Annotated in this window: 16 protein-coding genes; 11 read left to right on the top strand and 5 right to left on the bottom strand. The window is 61.0% G+C overall.

Annotation, left to right across the window (positions count from 1 at the left end; translation table 11 throughout):
* Positions 1-282 precede the first annotated feature (282 nt).
* The 4 genes from J5278_RS15460 (at position 283) to J5278_RS15445 (ending at position 4,257) form a co-directional block, all read left to right on the top strand.
* Positions 283-891: a hypothetical protein gene (locus J5278_RS15460; protein WP_209206717.1), complete on the top strand. Its 609-nt coding sequence runs from the start codon at positions 283-285 to the stop codon at positions 889-891.
* 303 nt (positions 892-1,194) lie between these two features.
* Positions 1,195-3,003 (top strand): DUF3857 domain-containing protein, encoded by a 1,809-nt coding sequence (locus J5278_RS15455; protein WP_219258285.1) that lies wholly within the window; start codon positions 1,195-1,197, stop codon positions 3,001-3,003.
* 180 nt (positions 3,004-3,183) lie between these two features.
* Positions 3,184-4,047 carry a S49 family peptidase gene (locus tag J5278_RS15450; protein ID WP_209182963.1) on the top strand — a complete coding sequence of 288 codons (864 nt, stop codon included), beginning with the start codon at positions 3,184-3,186 and terminating at the stop codon, positions 4,045-4,047.
* A gap of 18 nt (positions 4,048-4,065) precedes the next feature.
* Positions 4,066-4,257 (top strand): hypothetical protein, encoded by a 192-nt coding sequence (locus tag J5278_RS15445; protein ID WP_142824147.1) that lies wholly within the window; start codon positions 4,066-4,068, stop codon positions 4,255-4,257.
* Positions 4,258-4,347: 90 nt separating this feature from the next.
* Here the strand turns inward: J5278_RS15445 and J5278_RS15440 are convergent, their stop codons facing one another.
* On the bottom strand, positions 4,348-4,662 hold the full coding sequence (locus tag J5278_RS15440; RefSeq protein WP_142829223.1) for a type II toxin-antitoxin system RelE/ParE family toxin: 315 nt from the start codon (positions 4,660-4,662) through the stop codon (positions 4,348-4,350).
* Positions 4,663-4,670: 8 nt separating this feature from the next.
* Complete coding sequence (locus J5278_RS15435; protein WP_142824148.1) at positions 4,671-4,946, bottom strand: hypothetical protein; 276 nt, start codon at positions 4,944-4,946, stop codon at positions 4,671-4,673.
* A 104-nt stretch (positions 4,947-5,050) separates the two neighbouring features.
* Here J5278_RS15435 and J5278_RS15430 point away from each other — a divergent pair, with 104 nt between their 5' ends.
* The 7 genes from J5278_RS15430 to glyS all read left to right on the top strand — a co-directional run bounded on the left by J5278_RS15430 (position 5,051) and on the right by glyS (position 13,028).
* A complete protein-coding gene (locus J5278_RS15430) occupies positions 5,051-6,010 on the top strand; it encodes a glycine--tRNA ligase subunit alpha (protein WP_209182964.1) in 960 nt (319 codons plus the stop codon).
* 94 nt (positions 6,011-6,104) lie between these two features.
* Entirely contained in the window at positions 6,105-6,656 is a 552-nt protein-coding gene (locus J5278_RS15425; RefSeq protein WP_209182965.1) for a LemA family protein, read from the top strand.
* A 95-nt stretch (positions 6,657-6,751) separates the two neighbouring features.
* Positions 6,752-8,026 carry a 3-phosphoshikimate 1-carboxyvinyltransferase gene (locus J5278_RS15420; RefSeq protein WP_209182966.1) on the top strand — a complete coding sequence of 425 codons (1,275 nt, stop codon included), beginning with the start codon at positions 6,752-6,754 and terminating at the stop codon, positions 8,024-8,026.
* Between the two features lie 48 nt (positions 8,027-8,074).
* Positions 8,075-10,015, top strand: coding sequence for a DUF2207 domain-containing protein (locus J5278_RS15415; protein WP_374108239.1), 1,941 nt, complete (start codon positions 8,075-8,077; stop codon positions 10,013-10,015).
* Positions 10,016-10,096: 81 nt separating this feature from the next.
* Positions 10,097-10,381: a type II toxin-antitoxin system RelE/ParE family toxin gene (locus J5278_RS15410; protein ID WP_209182967.1), complete on the top strand. Its 285-nt coding sequence runs from the start codon at positions 10,097-10,099 to the stop codon at positions 10,379-10,381.
* Between the two features lie 10 nt (positions 10,382-10,391).
* Entirely contained in the window at positions 10,392-10,688 is a 297-nt protein-coding gene (locus tag J5278_RS15405; RefSeq protein WP_209182968.1) for a HigA family addiction module antitoxin, read from the top strand.
* A gap of 105 nt (positions 10,689-10,793) precedes the next feature.
* A complete protein-coding gene (gene glyS / locus J5278_RS15400; RefSeq protein ID WP_219258284.1) occupies positions 10,794-13,028 on the top strand; it encodes a glycine--tRNA ligase subunit beta in 2,235 nt (744 codons plus the stop codon).
* A 32-nt stretch (positions 13,029-13,060) separates the two neighbouring features.
* Here glyS and J5278_RS15395 read toward each other — a convergent pair whose 3' ends face one another.
* The 3 genes from J5278_RS15395 to J5278_RS15385 all read right to left on the bottom strand — a co-directional run bounded on the left by J5278_RS15395 (position 13,061) and on the right by J5278_RS15385 (position 16,473).
* On the bottom strand, positions 13,061-13,657 hold the full coding sequence (locus tag J5278_RS15395; RefSeq protein WP_142824153.1) for a histidine phosphatase family protein: 597 nt from the start codon (positions 13,655-13,657) through the stop codon (positions 13,061-13,063).
* 169 nt (positions 13,658-13,826) lie between these two features.
* Complete coding sequence (locus J5278_RS15390) at positions 13,827-15,644, bottom strand: methyl-accepting chemotaxis protein (protein WP_209182970.1); 1,818 nt, start codon at positions 15,642-15,644, stop codon at positions 13,827-13,829.
* Between the two features lie 382 nt (positions 15,645-16,026).
* Positions 16,027-16,473 (bottom strand): plant virulence effector HPE1-like domain-containing protein, encoded by a 447-nt coding sequence (locus J5278_RS15385; RefSeq protein WP_209182971.1) that lies wholly within the window; start codon positions 16,471-16,473, stop codon positions 16,027-16,029.
* Positions 16,474-16,574: the final 101 nt, after the last annotated feature.

The raw sequence follows: 16,574 nt of genomic DNA, 5'->3' as shown, positions 1-16,574 counted from the left end.
GCTTCGGTAGGCGCGGCCGCGTGGTGCGATACCGCCGGATAACAGCGCTACAAGGCCATAAATCGTGTCGGTATTCAGCTATGGGCAAGATGTTTATATTTATTGTTAATAATTTATACGTCATATATTCGTCATCAAACAGTCATGAAGACGCGTCCTTGACCCCTGCGCCCCATGTTCGCAAGGGTTGGCCGGGAAGGGGCATCTTTGGCAATCATCTGCTTTGCAAATAGCCGGTCGGAAATCGGAGGGCGCGCTGCCGCTGCCGTAGCGAGCGAGCTATTGAACGAGGGGTTTGGTGCCGCACTTTACGACTGCCTGGAACGGTTTGCTCTGGAAACCCACCTGCAATTTCCGCGCGACACATCGGTGCGAAATCCGGTTTGTGGAAGGCAGTTCATCGAAGAGACCAGAGCCCTCGCCCGAACCCATGAACATCTTGTCATCGACCTCTCCGGTGCCGGGGACCAGATCGCCGCGATCGCCTTTGCCATGGCGGATCTCGTGCTCATTCCCTTCCTCCCCCATCAGCCGGACGCCGCTCCGTTCGTAAGGACAATCGAGCTCCTCGACATACTGTCCTCCCACCGCTCGCAACCTCTGCGCCGTGCAGTTTTCCTCGCCAGCCACGACAGCATCAGTCCACGCGTGCATCTGGAGATTTCCGGCCAACTGATCCGCCGCGGCCTCGCAACATTCCCAGTGTCCTTCCAAGACCCGCCAGAGCAAGTCGTGGCAACCGGCAAAGTGCGATGCATCGATCACACTGAAGTCGCTGCCGAGAACGCCGCATCCTTCCTCAAGGCCGACATCGCACGCTTCACACAATACGCCCTCAACGCAGCCCTCCACCCAAACCACTCCACCACCTGCGCGCTGGCGGCCAGCTGATAAGGCTGTGGGCGCGTAAAAGTTACGGATCAAGCGCCTAAGTCCAGACCGCGCTACCTACTTCGCCACGGGAGTAGGAGGCACTTGCGCTACCTTCAGCCTGATTTCATTTTCGCCTAATATCGGGGTGATGCTTGTGGCATGCCGCCTGCCCACTCGTCGTCCACGAAGGTGATTGCAATGAAAAACGATTTGCCTTCCCGGTCGTCGCGCTCATGCATCCTGGCAAATCTTGCCGTTCAAACGCTTCTGTGCGCAGCGAGTATTCTAGTCCTCGCCCGAGAAGGCCATGCCGACCAACCCATGGAAAGGGTTGAAAGCATTCATTACGAAGTCGCACCGGATTATACATACAAGTTTACGATGGTCATCGACGACTTCGTGCAAAAGCAAGCGCAGATCAAGGATCTGTCGCAGTTTGCAATGACATATGACCCTGCCAGAACGTCGTTTCGTTTTATAAAAGGGTGGGTCGATGGACCCGACGGCGTTCGTCACGAACCGGCACCGGATGCCATATTCACCCGTCCAAGCGCCGCCTCGCGCGACGCACCGGGCTTCGTCTCCTCCGTGACGACGACGATTGTAATGCCAGCGGTGACAACCGGCAGCCATGTTCAATACGAGATCGAGGAGGTCATCTCCAAACCGTCCCTGATGGGCTTCAACGCGGCGGCATGGCTCGACCCGTTTCGAGACGCCAACGAGCAGGTGGTCATTGACATGCCTGCCGCACTTCCTTTCACCAGCGCCAGCCAGGGTGGTTTCGCAGTCTCCGACACGACGGCGAACGGCATTCGTCATATCGTGGCGGATGCCAGCGTGAGAAACGTGTCGGCCGGCGACAGAGAGCAGCACATGGCAGCTCTTCTGGAGTTCGAGCCGCTGTTTCTCGGCACCTCGCTGCGCAGTTACAACGAAGCCGGCGACATCTACTACCGCGTCAACAAGGGCAAGCCGGTTGTCACGGCAGAGATCGACGCGCTCGCCAAGAGTATCGTCGGAGATCGCAAGGGGCTCGACGCAGCACGCGCTATCTATGACTGGTGCGCCAAGAACATCCGCTATCTCGCCGTTTATATGAGCGATGACGACGGCTACGAATCGCATGACGCCGCGACCATCTTGAAAAACGGTTATGGCGATTGCAAAGACCACGTTACGTTGATGCAAGCCCTTCTTTCTGCAGAAGGCATCCGCTCCCAGCCGGCACTCATCGACTGGAGCAATCGGGCCAGACCACTTCCGCTCTGGTCGCCCTACGAGATCAATCACGCGATAATTTATCTGCCCGACTTCGATGTCTTCGCCAACCCGACCAGCCCCTTCACCCCGTTTGGTGTCCTCGATCAGGGACTGAGCGGCAAGCTCGCCATTGTCGCTGGCGAGCATTCCGAGGTGCGACGCACGCCTGAGATGACGCCGGAAACCGCGCAATTCGTCACCAAGGGCTCCATACGCATCAACGACGACGGAACCATCCTCGGCCAGGCGACCGCGACCATGTCACCCAGCATCGAAATGTCGCTCCGCTCGGCCCTGCAAAACCCCGATGAAAACAACCGCCGGATCGACCGCAAGCTCCGCAACACACCCGAAGGCGGCTTTGGCCGGCTTGTGACGAGCGGGCCGGAGGACATGGATCATCCTTTCAAACTCACGATGGACTGGCATAGTCCCCATGGCATGGACCCGACGGGTGGTGCGTTCGTGCTGCCATCGCCGCCGCTGTTCGACCCGATCGATGAGCTTCGATCGTTTCTCGACCGGAAGGGCAGGCGGGTTACGCCGATGGAGTTGCCCGTGCGTGATCTCAAATGGGCTTATAGCGTCGCCATGTCCGCCTCTTTCTGGATCGCTACTGCGCCCAGGGATGTCGATATCAGCAACGAAGTTGGGTCTTACAAGGCGATCTACCAACGCCAGGACGACTGCCTGGTCGTCCAACGTCAACTTGTCCTGAAGGCGAGAGAGCTCGAACCTTCCGCCTACGCCGATCTGGAGCGCCTTATCTATGCAGCGCAGAACGACTTTACAGCCATCGTGACGACAGGCGCCAGACAGATCGGATCTCCCGAGACGAGTGCAGACAGCTCCAAATGCCATCCTTGATCCGCTCCGTAATCTGATTGCTCCACCGCTTGCGCAGAACGCCACGAATCTGCAGCCAGTCACCCCGCAAATCAGGGCGCGCTGCGCTCTTCGCCCGCTTTCGTCCCGTCAGCCATTGTGTTTGCCGTTTCAATCCATACATGCTTGTGACTTGAACGGGACCAAAACAAGGGTTTGACGATGGCTGGACTGCTGAGACGACTGCTGCCGAAGCGATTTCGCAAGGAGGGGACGGTGATCCCCGTTGTTCGCCTCAGCGGTACGATCATGGCAGGTGGCAGCCCTTTCCGGCCAGCCCTCAATCTGGCCAGTGTGGGCCACGCTCTCGACAAGGCGTTTTCGATGAAGGCATCACCTGCGGTTGCCATTGTCCTCAACTCACCGGGTGGCTCGCCCGTCCAGTCGCGCATGGTCTACAATCGCATCCGCGACCTCGCGGTCGAAAAGAAGAAGAAGGTGCTCGTGTTCGTCGAGGATGTGGCTGCTTCCGGCGGCTACATGATTGCGCTCGCCGGCGACGAGATCATCGCTGACCCGACCTCGATTGTCGGATCTATCGGCGTTGTCTCCGGCGGCTTCGGTTTTCCCGAACTGCTGAAGAAGATCGGCGTCGAGCGGCGTGTCTACACCGCCGGCAGCAACAAGGTGATCCTCGATCCTTTCCAGCCGGAAAAGGAAAAAGACATCGACTACCTCAAGAGCCTGCAGCTTGAGATCCACACGATTTTCATCGACATGGTCCGCGAGCGCCGCGCCGGCCTGATCAAGGCGGACGATGATACGATCTTCTCCGGCCTGTTCTGGACGGGAACAAGGGGACTGGAGCTCGGCCTCATCGACGGCCTCGGCGAAATGCGCCAGGAGCTGAAGAAACGCTATGGCGAAAAAACGAAAATCGAGCTCGTCTCGTCGTCGCGTGGTCTGTTTGGAAGAAAGGCGCCAAGTATCGCCTTGCCCGGCCTTGACAGCATTGCCGCAGGTCTTGCATCCGGGCTTGCGGAAGCCGCAGAAGAAAAGGCACTATGGGGCCGATACGGATTATAACAACGGAACAGCCCCGGCATGGCGCAGCTCATTTTCATCATCGTTATCGGCAGCGTCTGCTGGCTGATCTACAAGCGCTTCATCAACGCGGCGCAGCGGCTGCAACAGCAGTCGCAGCGCCAGGAGCGCGAGCGCAGCACCGGCGCCATGGGCACGCTCGTCAAGGATCCGTTGACGGGCGAATACCGGCTGAAGAGGGACGAGGAATAGCGGGTCGCGGGATGCTAGTTCCGGATCAAACCTGCGAAATGCGTGCAGTGCCAAATGATTGACCAGGCTAGCTGCACCGCGAGTGCATCGCTAGCGCCGATGCCGGACCCGCGAAACCCAATCGGCTCCTGCATAGCTGATGCAGACTATTAGGATAGTGCGTGTTGGGTCGTCGACGGTGAAACAAACAACTGCTTTTTCAGAGGCCGGTATAGCGCGTAACCCGGGATAGATTTCGTCACGCACGGTGCCGATTTTCGGAAAGTCTGCGAGCGACGCAATGAAATTCACGATTTCATCTGTCTTTGCCAGTCCGACTGCAATGCCGGCATAGTCCGAAATCATCGAAACGGTCTCAAAAAGATCGTCTTCGACCGCCGGGTGCCTACGGATCGTATAGCGCATGGATGGCCTTACATGTTGTGTTGCGCGCTCAGCTTTTTCTTCACGCGCTCGGCCATGTCAGCGCCGTCCCACGGTAACCAGTCACCGACAGGCAAGGCCATCCGTCGCCGGATTTCATCTGTCAGTCCCACAGGATCTTCGGCGGAAGTTTCATTTTGAAGCATCATCCGGGCAATGCCAGCTTCCACCACGCTCGAGATCGACGGATAGATACCCTCCTCGACCAGTCGTTCTGCATAGCGCAAATAGTCTTCGGTAAGGGTAATCTCTGTCTTGACGTTCATTGTCCTTCTCCGATGAAGCCGGTGTTTCTCTATACTTGTTATCTTGACCCCTGTCCCCTCCCATGGCACCAGTCGCGCTTCTTACCGCAATTCGGATCCCCATCATGACGGCTGCAGCCATTCCCGATCACATGAACCCGAAGCGCTCGTTCCAGGCGCTGATCCTGACGTTGCATGCCTATTGGGCGGATAAGGGTTGTGCGGTCCTGCAGCCCTATGACATGGAAGTCGGCGCCGGTACCTTCCATCCCGCGACGACGTTGCGCGCGCTCGGTCCGAAGCCTTGGAAGGCAGCCTATGTGCAGCCGTCGCGCCGCCCGTCCGATGGCCGATACGGCGAAAACCCCAATCGCCTGCAGCACTATTACCAGTATCAGGTGATCCTCAAGCCGAACCCGCCGAACCTGCAGGAATTGTATCTCGGCTCGCTGGCCGCCATCGGTCTCGATCCGCTGCTGCACGACATCCGCTTCGTCGAGGACGATTGGGAAAGCCCGACGCTGGGCGCCTGGGGTCTCGGCTGGGAGTGCTGGTGCGATGGCATGGAAGTCTCGCAGTTCACGTACTTCCAGCAGATTTGCGGCATCGAATGCGCACCCGTCGCCGGCGAACTGACCTACGGTCTCGAGCGGCTGGCCATGTATGTGCAGGGCGTCGATAACGTCTACGACCTCAATTTCAACGGCCGCGAGGGCGACGAGAAGATCTCCTATGGAGACGTCTTCCTGCAGGCGGAGCAGGAGTATTCGCGCCACAATTTCGAGTTCGCCAACACCGAGATGCTGCATCGCCACTTCATCGACGCAGAGAAGGAGTGCCTGGCGCTTCTGGCATCAGGCGCGCCGGGCGAGGGCGACAAACGGGTCCTGCACAAATGCGTCTTCCCGGCCTATGACCAGTGCATCAAGGCCAGCCACGTGTTCAACCTGCTCGATGCGCGCGGCGTGATCTCGGTCACCGAGCGCCAGAGTTACATCCTGCGTGTGAGAACGCTCGCCAAGGCTTGCGGCGAGGCCTTCCTGCTGACCGATGCTGGCGGCGCCACCGTCATGCAGGCGGCCTGAACCGCTCGTAGATCGACCCTTAAATGACGCATGACATCGGCGCCGGGAACGCATAGGGTCCGACGCAATTCTCTGTCGTTCCGGGGGCTTGACGATGTACATTATTCTGGGCGTGGCTGTGCTGGCCGCGATCTATGTGATCTTTGTCTACAACGGTCTCGTGCGTGCCCGGCAGGTGGCCGAAGAAGCCTGGTCCGGCATCGACGTGCAGCTGAAGCGCCGCGCCGACCTGATCCCCAACCTGATCGAAACCGTGAAGGGCTATGCCACCCACGAAAAATCGACGCTGGAGGAGGTGGTCTCCCTGCGTAACCAGGCGCAGGCCGTGCCATCAGGCGATGTCGCCGCTCGCGGTGTCGCCGAAGGGCTGCTCGGGCAAGCTCTCGGCCGGGTCATGGCGCTGGCCGAAGCCTATCCCGACCTCAAGGCCAACCAGAATTTTGCCGAGCTGCAGGCCTCGCTGGAAACGATGGAGAGCGAGTTGCAAATGGCGCGGCGCTATTACAACGGCGCTGCCCGCGACCTGAACGTCAAGGTCGAGAGCTTCCCGAACAATCTCGTGGCCGGCCCCTTCGGTTTTGCCAAGCGTCCTTATTTCGAAGTCACCAACGAGGCCGACCGCGCCGTTCCCACAGTAAAATTCTAGATCTTTCCCCTTTCGGAATGGTTTTGCGACGGATATGGAGGCGATAGAACCTGTTGCCGGGTTACCGTTTCGTTGGCAGATGGAAGAGATTGACGATGGGCAGAGCGAAACTCACGATTATCCCGCCGGGCAAGCCGCTCACCGGTCGCGCCATGCCGCCGGGATCGAAGTCGATCACCAATCGCGCGCTGCTTCTGGCCGGCCTCGCCCAGGGCACAAGCCGGCTGACCGGCGCGCTGAAAAGCGACGACACCCGCTACATGGCCGGCGCCCTGCGCGCCATGGGCGTCAGCGTCGAGGAGCCGGATAACACGACTTTCATCGTCACCGGTACGGGTGTGTGGTCTGCGCCGGAAAAGCCGCTGTTTCTTGGAAATGCCGGCACTGCGACGCGCTTCCTGACGGCGGCGGTGGCAAGCGTTGCTGGAACCGTCGTCGTCGATGGCGACCAGCATATGCGTAAACGGCCTATAGGGCCGCTGGTCACCGCATTGAAATCACTCGGCATCGACGTTGAAGCTCCGACAGGATGTCCACCTGTGACAGTGCGTGGCAACGGCCATTTCGGCTCTGGCCGGGTGGAAGTCGATGCCGGCCTTTCCAGCCAATATGTCTCGGCATTGTTGATGGCTGCACCTCTGGCATCGCCGGGCGCAAACCAGCCCGTCACCGTAACCCTTGCAGGTGCAGACATCGGCGCGCGCGGCTATGTGGACCTGACCCTGGATGTAATGCAGGCTTACGGAGCCAAGGTTGAGCAGCGCGACGGCGTCTCCTGGACCATTCAACCGACCGGCTACACTGCAACTGATTTCCACATCGAGCCGGATGCTTCGGCCGCCACCTATCTCTGGGGCGCCGAGGTGCTCAGCGGCGGGGCCATTGACATCGGAACGCCGGCAGACGCGTTTACCCAGCCGGATGCCAAGGCGTACGCGGTGATCTCGGCGTTTCCGCATATGCCTGATGTCATCGACGGATCGCAGATGCAGGACGCTATCCCGACCATCGCCGTGCTGGCCGCTTTCAACGAGACGCCGGTGCGCTTCGTCGGCATCGCCAACCTGCGCGTCAAGGAATGCGATCGCATCCGCGCCCTGTCGACCGGCCTGAACGCCATCCGCGAAGGGCTGGCGACGGAGGAGGGCGACGACCTGATCGTTGCTGCCGATCCGAGCCTCGCCGGGCAGCGTCTGGAAGCGGAAATCGATACCTTTGCCGATCACCGCATTGCGATGAGCTTTGCGCTGGCTGGTCTTGTTATCGACGGGATTACCATTCTGGATCCCGATTGCGTTGCCAAGACATTCCCTGACTACTGGCAGGTGCTGGCATCGCTGGGGGTGACTTATACGGACGACGCCAGCTAGCGAAACCGTTTCGCGGCGCGCGCTACACTGGGTTCGGGGGAACGCATCGTGATACGGATTGCCGCACGTCTTTGTCTGCTGTGTCTTGGGCTGCTCGTTGCCGGGGCTGCATCGGCGCAGGAGGTCATCACCGCCTTCCAGCAGGCCATCATCCTCGACAAGGACGCCTCGATGCAGGTGACCGAGACAATCGGCGTCAATGCCGAGGGTCGCGATATCCGCCATGGCATTTTTCGCGATTTCCCGCTGACGTTCCAGGATGCGACCGGCAGGACAGCGACCGTCGATCTTACGGTTCAATCGGTTAGCCGCGATGGCAGCCCTGAGCAATGGCGCAGCGAGAGTATCGAAGGCGGCATCCGCATTTATATCGGGTCTGCCGACGTCACCCTCAGCCCCGGACGCCATGAATTTCAGCTCACCTACAAGACCAACCGCCAGACCCGCTATTTCGACGACCACGACGAGCTGTACTGGAACGTCACCGGTACCGGATGGGTGTTCCCGATCCTGCAGGCGTCGGCAACGGTCATGCTGCCCGAAGGTGTCAGGCCGCAGGGTCTCGATTTTGCCACCGGGCCGCTTGGATCAAAGGGCAGGAATGCCCGGGTCAGCGAGGACGGCAGCGATGTCGTTTTCGAGACCACCCGGCCGTTGGCGCCAAAGGAAGGCCTGACGATCGCCATCAAGCTGGCAAAGGGCGCCGTCGATGCTCCGAGCGTCGACCAGCAGCGCGCCTGGTTCCTGCGCGACAACAGCGACCTGATCATCGCCGGCATCGGCCTGTTGCTGGTGCTGGCGTACTATAGACGCAGCTGGGTCAAGGTTGGCCGCGACCCCGACCGCGGTGTCGTCGTACCCCGCTGGGATGCACCTGAAGGAACCTCGCCAGCCTTGGTCAACTATATAGACAATCGCGGCTTTTCCTCCGGCGGCTGGACCGCACTGTCCTCCGCCGCGCTCAATCTCGCCGTCAACGACTACGTCGTGCTGGAAGATCTTGACAGCAGCATCGTCATCCGCCGCACGGCCAAAACTGCAGCCGGCAAGCTCGATGCCGGCGAGCAGACGTTGCTGAACGCGATTGGCGGCAAGGACGACGCGCTGGTCATCGACAAGGCCCACGGCGAAAAGGTTCAGGCAACCGGCGAGGCGTTCCGCGACGCGATCGAGAAGGAACATCGCGACGCTTACTACAAGAGCAACGCGCTCTACACGTTCGGTGGCATCGTGCTGTCGCTGGTGGTGTTCGTCTGCATCGTCGTTTTCGGCCGGCTGCACGAAAATGCAATGCCGCTGATCATCGTGCCCGGCATGCTGTCGGTTTTCGGCGTCGCGGTCGCCGCCTTCATTGGAAGGTCGTTCCGTCCCAATGCAGGCACGGTGCGCAAGGTCTTCGCGGTACTGGTCTTTGCCTTCATCGCCTTTGTCGCCGTCTCTGTCGTCGCCATCCTCTTCGCTGCGCAGACCTCGTCGCCCGCCATCGTCGGCGACCTGCCGCTGACGGTCGCGATCATCGGCATCTTCGCTGCCAATTGCGTCTTCTTCTTCCTGATGGGCGCGCCGACTGCCCTCGGCGCCAGGGTGATGGATGGCATCGCCGGGCTCCGGCAGTACCTGACGCTCGCCGAAAAGGACCGGATGAACATGCAGGGCGCTCCGACCATGTCGCCGAAGCATTTCGAAACGCTGCTCCCCTATGCGGTGGCGCTCGGCGTCGAAAAGCCCTGGACTAAAAGCTTCGAGAGCTGGTTTGCCGCAGCCGCCATCGGCGGCGTTGCTTACGCGCCAGGCTGGTACGGCGGCAGCTTCGGTGCCGACAGCTTCTCAGACCGCATCGGCGGCTTCTCCTCATCGATGGCCTCGACCATAGCCTCGACGATCCCGGCTCCCGTCTCCACCTCCGACAGCGCCTTCTCCAGCAGCGGCGGTGGCAGCTCATCCGGCGGCGGCGGCGGCGGCGGCGGTGGAGGCGGGGGCGGTTGGTGAGTTGAGGGAGCGCGGCGAAGCCCAACCCCACGGCTTGACCTAGTTATGTATCATGGTATGATACGGTGAAATGGAAGCTGAATGGTAATTCTTTCGTTCAAGGATGGGTCGACGCGCGCCGTTGCTTCCGGCGTTGTGCCGAAAGGCTTTCCCGCCGACCTTGCGCGACGTGCTATTCGCAAGCTGACCATGATCGAATATGCCAACCAGCTTTCGGACCTACGTTCGCCGCCCGCAAATCATCTCGAGGCGTTGAAGGGAGATCGTGCCGGCCAGCATTCCATCCGCATCAACGATCAATGGCGGATTTGCTTCGTCTGGACCGATGCTGGCGTCGAAGATGTCGAAATTGTCGATTACCACTGAGGACGACGCAATGAAGCACATTCTCCCACCGGTGCATCCGGGTGAAATCCTTCGGGAGGAGTATCTGGCACCGCTTAAAATGAGCGCCGGTGCCCTCGCGCGCAAGCTGAACGTCCCGCGAACGCGCATCGAGCGTCTGGTCGCCGAGGAAACGCCGGTGACCATCGATACCGCGTTGCGGTTGGCCCGCTTTTTCGACACGACGCCGGAGTTTTGGATGAATATGCAAACTGGCTACGAACTGAAGCGCCAGGCGGAGGAAAAGAGAGCCGAGATCGCCGCTATCCCAGTCCTCCATGTCGCTTGAACATGGCCGGGTCATCGCTGATTTAAACGATTGCCTTGATGACTTTTGCTGCCGGGCTTGCTAAGCCCGCCGCAATCATTGGCAGCAACGCAAAGACCATTTCCCATGCCCGATCTCCTGCTTGAACTTCGCTCCGAGGAAATTCCGGCCCGCATGCAGCGCAAGGCCGCGGGAGACTTGAAGAAGCTTGTCACCGACGCACTGGTCGATGCTGGCCTGTCCTACGAGGGTGCGCGGGAATACTGGACGCCGCGGCGCCTGACGCTCGATATTCGCGGACTGACCGCGCGTTCCGCCGATGTCCGCGAGGAGCGCAAGGGACCGCGTCGCGATGCCAACGCCCAGGCGATCGAAGGTTTTCTGCGCGCCGCTGGGTTGTCGTCCATCAACGAAGCGCAGATTCAGAGCGATCCCAAGAAGGGCGAATTCTACGTCGCAATCATCGCCAGGCCCGGCCGCGCTGCCGAGGAGATCATTGCCGACGTCATGCCTGGCATCATCCGCAATTTCCCCTGGTCGAACCCGATGCGCTGGGGTGCCGCTTCTGCAAAGCCCGGCTCGCTGCGCTGGGTCCGCCCGCTGCAGTCGATCGTCTGTACCTTCGGCACTGAGCATGAAGGCACTGTCGTCATCCCGTTCGAGATCGACGGTATCGTCGCGTCCGACGTCACCTATGGCCACCGTTTCCACGCGCCCGCAGCGATCACCGTCAAGCGCTTCGACGACTATGTTGCCGGCCTGGAGAGAGCCAAGGTCATCCTCGACGCCGAGCGCCGCAAGGAAATCATCGCTGCCGATGCAGCAAACCTGGCCTTTGCCAGCGGACTGGAACTGGTCGACGATCCAGCCCTGCTCGAGGAGGTTTCCGGCCTCGTCGAATGGCCGCAGGTGCTGATGGGCGAGTTCGAGGCGGATTACCTGACGATCCCCTCCGAAATCATCCGCCTGACGATCAAAACCAACCAGAAGTGCTTCGTCACCCGTCCCCAGGGCAGCGAGACGCTTTCCAACAAGTTCGTGCTGATCGCCAATATCGAGGCCAGCGACGGTGGCGCGGAAATCATCCACGGCAATGGCAAGGTCGTGCGCGCCCGGCTATCCGACGCGCTGCACTTCTGGAAGCGGGACCAGGGCGATCTCCCCGACCTCAACACGCTTCAGGCGTCGGCTGCAAAATTCAATCTCGACCTCGGCAAGCCGCTCGACCAGCGCATGGCCAAGCTCGATGCCCTCAACGTCACCTTCCACGCCAAGCTCGGTAGCCAGGGCGAGCGCGTTGCGCGCATCCGCAAGCTCGCTGCAGCACTGGCAGCGGTGACCGGTGCCGATGCAGGCCTCGTAGACCGCGCCGTCGTGTTGGCAAAGGCCGACCTGCGCACCGAAGCCGTTGGCGAATTCCCGGAGTTGCAGGGGCTGATGGGCCGGAAATATGCGGCTCTCCAGGGCGAGGACCCGTCTGTCGCTGCTTCCATCGAAGATCACTGGAAGCCGAACGGCCCATCTGACCGGTTGCCGCAGGATAAGGTCGGACTGACCGTGGCGCTAGCCGACAAGCTCGACACGCTCGTCGGGTTCTGGGCGATCGACGAGAAGCCGACTGGCTCCAAGGACCCCTATGCCCTCCGCCGCGCAGCGCTCGGCGTCGTGCGTATCGTGCTCGAACAGCGCATCCGCCTGCCGATCATGCGCTATCTTAGCGACCACATGGCGATAGTCGATGAATCCGTCGAAATGGCCGGCCTCCGCCAGCAGATGCAGGAGCATCCGGACGGACTGATGAAGTTCGGCCACGCGAACGGCGAGCAGATGCTGGCGCGCGAGCGCGACCTGCTGTCGTTCTTCCATGACCGGCTGAAAGTCTATCTGCGCGATCAGGGCGCCCGCTACGATCTGATCGATGCGGTCCTGACACCAGAGACGGACGACCTGCTGATGGTGGCCCGCCGCGTCGAGGCCCTGACCTTCTTCATCACCTCCGAAGACGGCAAGAACCTGCTTGCCGGCACCAAGCGTGCAACCCAGTTGCTTGCGGCCGAGGAAAAAAAAGGTACCGTCGTCGCCGATGCCGTGACCCCGGCTTTGTTGACACTCGATGCCGAGAAGGATCTGTTTGCGGCCGTCGCCAAGGCCTCCGGGGAGGCGTCTTCCGCTATCGCCACGGAGGACTTCCGCTCGGCGATGACGGCATTGTCGACGCTGCGCCTGCCCGTCGACCGGTTCTTCACGGATGTCCTGGTCAACGACGAGGACGTTGCCGTGCGTGGCAACCGCCTGGCGCTGCTTCGCCTGATCCGCGAAGCCACTGGCACGGTTGCCGATTTCTCAAAGATATCCGGCTAGATTAACTATCGGCGGCCCCGGTGAGCCGCCGATCAGTACATAAAAATTTGCGTCTGGTTCCAGCGGCGGATGACTGGCTCCCCGAGGTCGTGCTCGTATCCGAGCACGCTGATGCTCGCCGTGTCGAGAACCAGCAGCGCGCCGCCTTCTGGCGGCAGGCCGATCCAGCGGGCGCTGAGCACACGCAGGAAATGGGCGCTGGAAAAGATCAGCACGCGGTCGTTTCGCGCCCGCAATGCGGCAATGATGCTGTCTGCCCGCGCACCGACATCGGCGGCAGCTTCGCCCTCAGGGGCACCATCGCGAAACAGATGCCAGTCCGGACTTGTCTTCAGGATGTCCTTCGTCGTCACCCCTTCATAGGCACCGTAGTCCCATTCCGCCAGGTCCGCCTTGATCTCCCGCCGGTCACCAAAACCGGCGAGGGCGCAGGTGTTCGATGCGCGCATGGACGGGCTCGACCAGACGGCGTCGAAATGCTGGCCCTGCAGCCGGTCGGCCAGTTTCACGGCCGCTGCTTCGCCTGCTGCGGTCAGCGGAATGTCGGACCGGCCCGTATGCTGTCCGGAAAGGCTCCACGCCGTCTCGCCGTGCCGCACCAGGGTGATTTCAGGCCATGCACTGCTCATGTCGCTACCTTTCGCTCATCTGCGGCTGTCGCATCCGATAACCCCATATCGCGGCGGCGGTGCTGCCAAGTCAACTGCCGATAACGTGATGTGCGCGACAGGTCCACCGCAGGCAAAAACCGCCGGATCGCTCCGGCGGTTGTGGAAAGATCGTCGATTTTTCCGGGCATCAGGCAGCGCGGCGGGCCTGCTGCATGGTGGGGCGGCCATCGGAGATGCGGAAGCCGCGGATCAGGTCGAGCAGCTCCTCGGTGTCGCTGGCCAGCGTTTCGGCCGAAGCCGTGGTTTCTTCCGCCATGGCTGCGTTCTGCTGGGTGGCGGCGTCGAGCTGGTTCATGGCCGTTGAAATGGAGCGCAGCGTCGTATCCTGTTCGGAGGCGCTGTGGGCGATCTTCGAGACGATCTCGTTGGCCGCCTTGATCTGGCCGGAGATGCGCTTCAGCGCCTCGCCGGCGTCGCCGACCAGGCGCACGCCGTGCTCGACCTGCGTCGAGGACCGGGCGATCTGCTCCTTGATTTCCTTGGCGGCCGCTGCTGAGCGTTGCGCCAGTTCGCGGACCTCCTGGGCGACCACGGCAAAGCCCTTGCCGGCTTCACCGGCGCGTGCAGCCTCAACACCGGCATTGAGCGCCAGCAGGTTCGTCTGGAAGGCGATCTCGTCGATGACGCCGATGATCTTGCCGATCTCCGTGGACGACTGTTCGATGCCGCTCATGGCGCCGATCGCCTGTGCCACGACGCCATCGCTGCGCGAGGCCTCGACGCTGATGGTGTCGACGCGCTTGCTGGCCTCATGGGCGCCTTCCGCTGTCTGGCGGACGGCAACGGTGAGCTCATCGAGAGCCGCCGATGTTTCCTCGAGGCTGGCGGCCTGGCGTTCGGTACGCTGCGACAGTTCATTGGAGGCGCGGCGGATCTCTTCCTTCGAGACGCCGATGTCGTTGCCCTTGGAGTTGACGCGGCTCATCGCCGCCTCCAGATGCGACAGGGCTTCGTTGAAGTTGTTGCGCAGTCCGGCATAGCTGGCGCCGAGGTCGCCGCAGCGGATTGTCAGGTCGCCCTTCGCCAGTTGCTCGAGCGATTGGCCGATGGTCGCGACGACGCGTGCCTGCAAGTCGGCCTGGTCCTGCTGATGGCGAACGTTCTCCTGGCGCTCGGCACTGATCTGTCGTTCCTGGGCTTCCTGAAGTTCGGCCAGCGCATGCCGCTCGCGGATTTTCTGCTGCAGCGATTGTGTCGCCTTCGCCATCATGCCGACTTCGTTGTGCAGGCCGGTGTGCGGGATCGCAAGCGTAACGTTCTCGTCCGCGACGGCATTCAGTGCGCCGCGTACATCGGCCAGTGGCCCGGAGATGCTGCGGATCACATACAGTGCGGCAGCGATGGCGATCACGAAGACCGCAAGGCCGACCAGCAGCGTTTGCCAGATCGTCGCCCGTACCTGCGCTTCCAGGTCGTCCATGTAGACGCCGGTCGCAAGCGTGATGTGCCACGGCGCAAAGACCTTGGCATAGGCGCTCTTGCGGAAGAATGCATCGGCTGGCTGTTGCGGCTTGGGTCCGTAGAAATCGACGACGCCACCGCCGGCCTTTCCGACCTTGACGAGTTCGTCGCGATACATGTTGCCTTTCGGATCCGGCTTGCCCTTGTTGCTCAGCCCGACCTTGGAAGGATCGTAGTGGATTTTGAGGACGACGTCGTCGTCATAGCCGAAGAGGTATCCATCCGGTTCGAAACGGATATGCGAAAGCTCGTCGAATGCCTGCGCCTGCGCCTGCTCGTGCGTCAGCGTGCCGGCTTTTTCCCGATCGTAATATTGCTGGAGGATAGACAGCCCGGACTCGACCTGCGTGCGCAGCAGTGCGTAGCGCTCGTGGTAGATGGCTGCCGCAGAACTCTGGATTTGATAATAGGTGACGCCAGCAAAGGCGATCATCAGGCCGGTAACCAGCATCATCAGCTGGGTCGAAATTCGCAGGTTCTTCATCAGGCCTCGCAACGGAATAGGTTCGATTATCCCGGTGCGGTATCCTACCGCTTGATCCTGCGCCGTCGATCATGGCGCATCTGTTGCTGCTGAAGTCACATGCTGCTTCCGGTACGGCGAAGTTGCATCGCGTTCACCTAACAATGCTTTAAAGCTGTCCATATTTAGGGCTTTTATCGGCATTAACAGAGGTGATTGTCACCGTAACGGCGCATCCGAGAGTTTTCAGCCCCGAATGCTGCGAGAAACGGCGGTGAGGGCGAATATCTCTCGGCATCTGCGAAAAACAAAAATGCGCCCCTGCTTCTCTTCAGGGACGCATCTTTCTGCCTTTCGGCGCACCCCTATCGACTGGAGTTCGATGGGGAGGGGAATGAGCGGGCTACTGAAGGCGCAACTGGAAATCCGAGGTGTCGAGAGGCTTGGCCAGCGGCGTGGCTGCGGCGATCGCTGCCGTCATCGCACTGCGATCGATGCCGTCAGGCGATACCCCGGCTGCGGCCAGTGCTTCCGGCGACGCCTTACTGATGAATACGACCGGCGATCCGCCCAGCCAGGCTTCGGTGCGGACGACCTTCTGCTCGCCGTTGATCTGGCGCACCACGGTCGTCTGCGTCCCCACCGGCAGTTCGGGAACCACATAGCTTTTCTTGGCGACCGCCTGCTTGATCGGCGCGCAATCGACGCAGACCTTCGACTGGATGCTGTCGCCGCTGGTGCGCGTCGCGCCGTCGAGCGTCAGGAACGACGATGCAGATGCGGAGCCGCAGATCAGCATGGCTGAACTGCTGATCAAAACGAATGCTGCACTCAGGATCGTGGGACGCATGAAACTCTCCATCGGATACTGCGAAGAGATTAGCGCGCCTTTGTTTCCATCCGGTCAGCGGAATCGGTAAAACTTTATCGGAAACGCGGATTTGGGGTAGA

The sequence above is a fragment of the Rhizobium sp. B21/90 genome (genome assembly GCF_019355815.1).
Taxonomy (GTDB): domain Bacteria; phylum Pseudomonadota; class Alphaproteobacteria; order Rhizobiales; family Rhizobiaceae; genus Rhizobium; species Rhizobium rhododendri.
Note: the sequence above shows the minus strand (reverse complement) of the source record. Positions and strands in the feature narration are given on the sequence as shown.

Excerpts from the sequence above, each read along its gene's own strand:
- J5278_RS15455 (WP_219258285.1), top strand. The coding sequence starts at position 1,195 with ATGGAAAGGGTTGAAAGCATTCATTACGAAGTCGCACCGGATTATACA.
- J5278_RS15450 (WP_209182963.1), top strand. The coding sequence starts at position 3,184 with ATGGCTGGACTGCTGAGACGACTGCTGCCGAAGCGATTTCGCAAGGAG.
- J5278_RS15445 (WP_142824147.1), top strand. The coding sequence starts at position 4,066 with ATGGCGCAGCTCATTTTCATCATCGTTATCGGCAGCGTCTGCTGGCTG.
- J5278_RS15440 (WP_142829223.1), bottom strand. The coding sequence starts at position 4,662 with ATGCGCTATACGATCCGTAGGCACCCGGCGGTCGAAGACGATCTTTTT.
- J5278_RS15435 (WP_142824148.1), bottom strand. The coding sequence starts at position 4,946 with ATGAACGTCAAGACAGAGATTACCCTTACCGAAGACTATTTGCGCTAT.
- J5278_RS15430 (WP_209182964.1), top strand. The coding sequence starts at position 5,051 with ATGACGGCTGCAGCCATTCCCGATCACATGAACCCGAAGCGCTCGTTC.
- J5278_RS15425 (WP_209182965.1), top strand. The coding sequence starts at position 6,105 with ATGTACATTATTCTGGGCGTGGCTGTGCTGGCCGCGATCTATGTGATC.
- J5278_RS15420 (WP_209182966.1), top strand. The coding sequence starts at position 6,752 with ATGGGCAGAGCGAAACTCACGATTATCCCGCCGGGCAAGCCGCTCACC.
- J5278_RS15410 (WP_209182967.1), top strand. The coding sequence starts at position 10,097 with ATGGTAATTCTTTCGTTCAAGGATGGGTCGACGCGCGCCGTTGCTTCC.
- J5278_RS15405 (WP_209182968.1), top strand. The coding sequence starts at position 10,392 with ATGAAGCACATTCTCCCACCGGTGCATCCGGGTGAAATCCTTCGGGAG.
- glyS (WP_219258284.1), top strand. The coding sequence starts at position 10,794 with ATGCCCGATCTCCTGCTTGAACTTCGCTCCGAGGAAATTCCGGCCCGC.
- J5278_RS15395 (WP_142824153.1), bottom strand. The coding sequence starts at position 13,657 with ATGAGCAGTGCATGGCCTGAAATCACCCTGGTGCGGCACGGCGAGACG.
- J5278_RS15390 (WP_209182970.1), bottom strand. The coding sequence starts at position 15,644 with ATGAAGAACCTGCGAATTTCGACCCAGCTGATGATGCTGGTTACCGGC.
- J5278_RS15385 (WP_209182971.1), bottom strand. The coding sequence starts at position 16,473 with ATGCGTCCCACGATCCTGAGTGCAGCATTCGTTTTGATCAGCAGTTCA.